The sequence below is a fragment of the Corynebacterium sp. genome (genome assembly GCF_012837295.1).
GTDB lineage: Bacteria > Actinomycetota > Actinomycetes > Mycobacteriales > Mycobacteriaceae > Corynebacterium.
This window is the reverse complement of sequence record NZ_DURI01000342.1, coordinates 1-4050: the sequence shown is the minus strand read 5'-3', so window position 1 is coordinate 4050 and position 4050 is coordinate 1. Positions and strand designations below refer to the sequence as shown.

Below are 4050 nucleotides of genomic sequence, written 5' to 3'. Positions count from 1 at the left end.
GGGCGTTGATCCGGGGGCTCTGATAGGAATCGGGGCATGGATGAGCGGCGGGATTCGCGGGCGGCCGACGGTCGGGGTGGAGCACCGGAAGGCGCGGTGCGGTTCCTGCACACGTCGGACTGGCAGCTGGGCATGACGCGGTGGTTCCTCAAGGAGGGCGACGGCGAAGCTCAGGCGAGGTATTCCGCCGACAGGTTGGAGGCGGTTCGGCGCATCGGCAGGTTGGCTCAGGAACGCGGGGCGGAGTTCATCGTCGTGGCCGGCGACGTCTTCGAGTCGAATACCCTGCCCGAGCGCGATTTCCAGCGCGCGCTCGACGCGATCCGCGAGCTGCCGGTGCCCGTGTACCTGTTGCCGGGAAATCACGATGCTCTGGATGCGACGTCGATCTACCACCGGAAGGTGTTCGACGAGGTCGCGATGTCGGGCGTGCACGTGCTGCGCGACTCGGTCCCGGTGGAGGTGCGCCCGGGCGTGGAGATCGTCGGGGCGCCGCTGACCAGCCGGTCGCCGGATTCGGATCTGCTCGCCGAAGCTCTCGAGCCGCTCGAGCCCACCACGGGCGTGCGCATCGCCGTCGCCCACGGCCAGGTCGCCGGATTCGGCGCCGAAGTCGGCGAGACGCTGTCTCTGGCGGCGGTGGCCGAGGCCGTCGGCAAGCGAACCGTGCAGTACGTCGCGGTGGGTGACTCGCACTCGACGCAGAAGCTCGACGATGCCGGGCGGATGTGGTTTTCGGGGTCGCCGGAGACGACGGATTACGACGACAAGGAGAAGCACTCCGGGAATGCGCTCGTCGTCGACGTCTGGCCCGACCGTGAGCCGCTGGTGGAGGCCGCGCACATCGGGCAGTGGGACTTCCGGGCGATGGAGCGCGATTTCGCCGGGGTCGAGGATGCGCGGGCGTGGTTGGACGAGCTGCGGATGCTCAGCGACAAGTCCCGGACCTGCGTGAAGTACTCGCTGCGGGGAACGCTGAACCTCATCGCCGACGCCGAGCTGAAGCGCGGGCTGCGCGAGATCGCCCCGTCATTCGCCGCGCTGTACCGGCGGGGCAGCGGTTCGGAGATCACGGTGGTGCCCGAGGACGGGGACATCGGTTCGTTGGGCGTCAACGGGTTCCCGCTTGATGCGGCCGAACGGTTGAAGGAGCGGACGACGGACCCGTCGTTGGCCGAAGAGGACCGGCGCACCGCCGCCGACGCGCTGGCGCTACTCGCGCGCCTGGCCGGGACCGGGAAGTAAGGGGAGCCGCCATGAAACTGCACTCGATCGAGTTGAAGAACGTCCGCGGCATCGATCACCTGCGCGTGGACGACCTGCCGGATCGCGGCGTGGTGGTCATCGCCGGCGACAACGAGATGGGGAAATCGACCATCGCCGAGGCCATCCACGTGGCGCTGTCGTGGCCCGCGAAGGCCGAGCGCAAGGAGACGAAGGCGCTGCGGCCCAACAACCGCGACGCATTCCCGGACATCACGCTGGACATGACGCTGGGGCAGACGCGGTTCACGCTGCGCAAGGTATTCGCCGGCCCGCGGGCGGCGACGGCCACGGAGATCTCCGTCATCGAGCCGTCGTCGCAGCAGCTGACGGGCGAGGCCGCCCAGCAGTGGCTCGACCAGCTGACGCGCGGCGAGGGCACCCGGGAGTTGTGGAACGCCTTCGTTGCGCGGCAGGGCACCGAGCAGAAGGCCCTGCAGATGGGCGACTACGCCAAGGTGACGGAAGCATTGCAGGAGGCATCGGGCGGTACGGCCGAGACGGAGGGGCAAAAGTCCATCGTCGAGGCCGCACTGGCCGAGCGCGCCCTGTACTACACGGCGCAGGGGCGCGAGAAGTCGTCGCTGAAGGAAGCGCGTGAAGCGGTGGAAGCGGTCGAGGCGCGGTGGTCGGCGGCGTCGGCGCGCGTCGCCCAGGTCCGGGATCTGGTGGACGAGGCCGAGAAGAACGACGCCCGCCGGGCCGCGCTGGAATCCGCGCTGCCCGAGGCCGAGGCCGAGGTCGCCACGTGGCGCCGGACCGTGTCCGAGCTCGCCGAGTTCCGCCACGCGAAGTCGAAGGCGGATGACGCGGTGACGCTGGCGACGGTGGAGCTGAAGAACGCCCGCCAGTCCCGCGAGGCGCGCGATGAACTGATCGCCCAGGAGAAGCAGGCGCAGGCGTCGCTGGAGCGGGTCGTCGAAGAGCTCGCGCCGCTGCGCGAGGCCGCGGAGGCGGAGGCGCGGGAAGTCGACGAGATCGAGGCGAAGGTCGTGGCCACGCGGGCCCGCCGGGAACGTGCCCGCCGACTGCTGCACGTGGCGGGAGACGATCTGACTCATTGCGCGAACGTCCGCAAGCTCGCGGAACTGGAGGACGTGCTCGAGAGGGTGCGCGAGCTCGACGAGGTCGTGCGCGACAAGCGCCGGCGCTTGGCGGAGCACCGCATCACCGGCGACGACGCGAAGCGCGCCTACGACGCCGAGCACGAGTGGCGCACGGCGACGACGGTGCTGGAGGCGTCGTCGTCGGAGTTGACGGTCACCGCGGCGTCGGAGTCGACCGTGTCCGTGGATGGCGAGGACGTCTCCGTCGGGTCGGCGCCGGTCACGCGGCCGGTCACCGCGCCGACGAGCGTCCGGGTCGGCGACGTGACCGTCACCGTGACGCCCGGCGACGGGGCGGGCGAGTACTCCGGCCGGGCGGCGCTGGCGAAGGAGAAGCTCGACGACATCCTCTCCGAACTGGGCGTCAGTTCCGTCCAGCGGGCCGAGGAGAAGGCCAAGGCCCGGGCCGCCGTCGAGTCAGAGCTGGAGATCGCCCGCACGCGGCTGGAGGCCGAGCTGAGCAACCGGGATCTCGGTGAGATCCGCGATGCCCGCGACGGCCTGGATGCCGATGTCGAGGCGTACCCGGCCATCCGCGCCGACATGATCTCGGGATGGTCGGGCAATGGCGACGTTGACGGCAACAGTGACGGGGCCGGGGCCGGGGACGGGGGCGCCGGGGACTTCGGCGACGTCGACATGCCCACCGATGAAGGCGAGGCGCAGACGATCCTCGACGAGGCCAAGGAGCGCGAGCGCACCACGGCGGGCGAGTACGAGGCCGCGATGCAGGCCGCCCAGTCGATGAGCGCCCGCCCCGCCCGCCATGAGTTGCACGCGAAGCAGGCCGACGAGCATGCCCGCGTGGAAGACGTGCGCCGGGCCGTCGATGCGCTCACCGATGCCCGCGGCCGCGAGAACGATGAGGCGCTGGCGCAGCGCCTGGCCGATGCCGCGGAAAAGTTCGATCTGGCCGGCGCCGCCGCCGAACGGGCGCAGGCGGCGCTCGTCGAGCGCGGTGCCGAAGACGCGGACGCATCGCTGGCGGGGGCGGAGTCGCACCTGTCTGGTTTGCGCGACGAGCAGATCAAGCTGCGCATCCGCCGTGGCGCCCTGACGGGCGAATTGAAGTCGGTCTCCGGCGTCAACGAGGAGCTCGCCGACGCCGATGCGGAACGGACCCGCCTGCGCCGCGAGCTCGAGTCCATTAATCGGCGCGCCGCTGCGGCGAAGCTGCTCTACGAGACGCTGGAGGAAGCCCGCCGGGACACCCGCCGCACCATCGGCGAACCGCTGTTGCAGAAGCTCGCGCAGTACGGCGGCGCCGTCTTCGGGCACAGCACGACCTTCGAGCTGGACGAGGGCATGGCCGTGAAATCCCGGTCGAACGCCTCGGGCACCTTCGAGTTCGATGCGCTGTCCGGCGGCGCCCAGGAACAGATTGACGTGTTGCTGCGCCTGGCCGTCGCCGGCGTGATGGACGGGGAGGGCGGCGCGCCGGTGATCATCGACGACGCTTTGGGCTACTCCGATCCGGATCGCCTGCGGAAGATGAACAACGCGTTCGCCCGCGCAGGCGAGGACAGTCAGATTCTCGTCCTCACCTGCTACCCGGAGCGCTTCTCCCGCATCGCCGACAGCCACCGCCTGGACATGGCGGACCTGCTGCAGCCGTATCGGGAAGAGGGCTGACCATCGCGGGGCCGACGGTCGGCGGGCTGCCCCGCACGGCCGCCCCTCG

General features: G+C 70.5%; 2 protein-coding genes. Both read left to right on the top strand.

Annotated features, from left to right (window positions below; genetic code table 11):
* Positions 1–36 precede the first annotated feature (36 nt).
* Positions 37–1245, top strand: a complete 1209-nt coding sequence (locus GX015_RS11310; protein ID WP_291345217.1) for a metallophosphoesterase — start codon at positions 37–39, stop codon at positions 1243–1245.
* An 11-nt stretch (positions 1246–1256) separates the two neighbouring features.
* A complete protein-coding gene (locus GX015_RS11305; RefSeq protein ID WP_291345215.1) occupies positions 1257–4001 on the top strand; it encodes an AAA family ATPase in 2745 nt (914 codons plus the stop codon).
* Positions 4002–4050 lie beyond the last annotated feature (49 nt).